Annotated in this window: 1 protein-coding gene; it reads left to right on the top strand. The window is 42.7% G+C overall.

The features are described 5' to 3' along the window. Nucleotides 1-266: hypothetical protein (locus tag AAEY88_RS13185; RefSeq protein ID WP_350563114.1), on the top strand; the 266-nt coding region annotated here is incomplete at its 5' end. Nucleotides 267-279: the final 13 nt, after the last annotated feature.

Raw genomic sequence — 279 nt, 5'->3', positions numbered from 1 at the left:
CCCCAACAGATATGCATGAAATAGATGACCAAACGCCTGATAACGCTCCGCTGGCGACTGCCAATGTTGTATTTGATGCGGACGATAATGAATACGAATTTGAACTCGCATTCATAACACCAGGCGACTACCAACTTGGTTATACGTGTAGCGCACACATAGACGATGCAGAGCAAGTAGATGCAGACTTTAATATTTATCAACTGAAACAAATTAGTCTAACGCAAGCTGACGATTTATCAGTCAATTTTGACATAGCGCAATAACTGCATGGCGCAC

It is taken from the genome of Psychrobacter sp. CAL346-MNA-CIBAN-0220 (genome assembly GCF_040309805.1).
Lineage (GTDB): Bacteria > Pseudomonadota > Gammaproteobacteria > Pseudomonadales > Moraxellaceae > Psychrobacter.
This window is presented reverse-complemented; position numbering and strand designations above follow the sequence as displayed.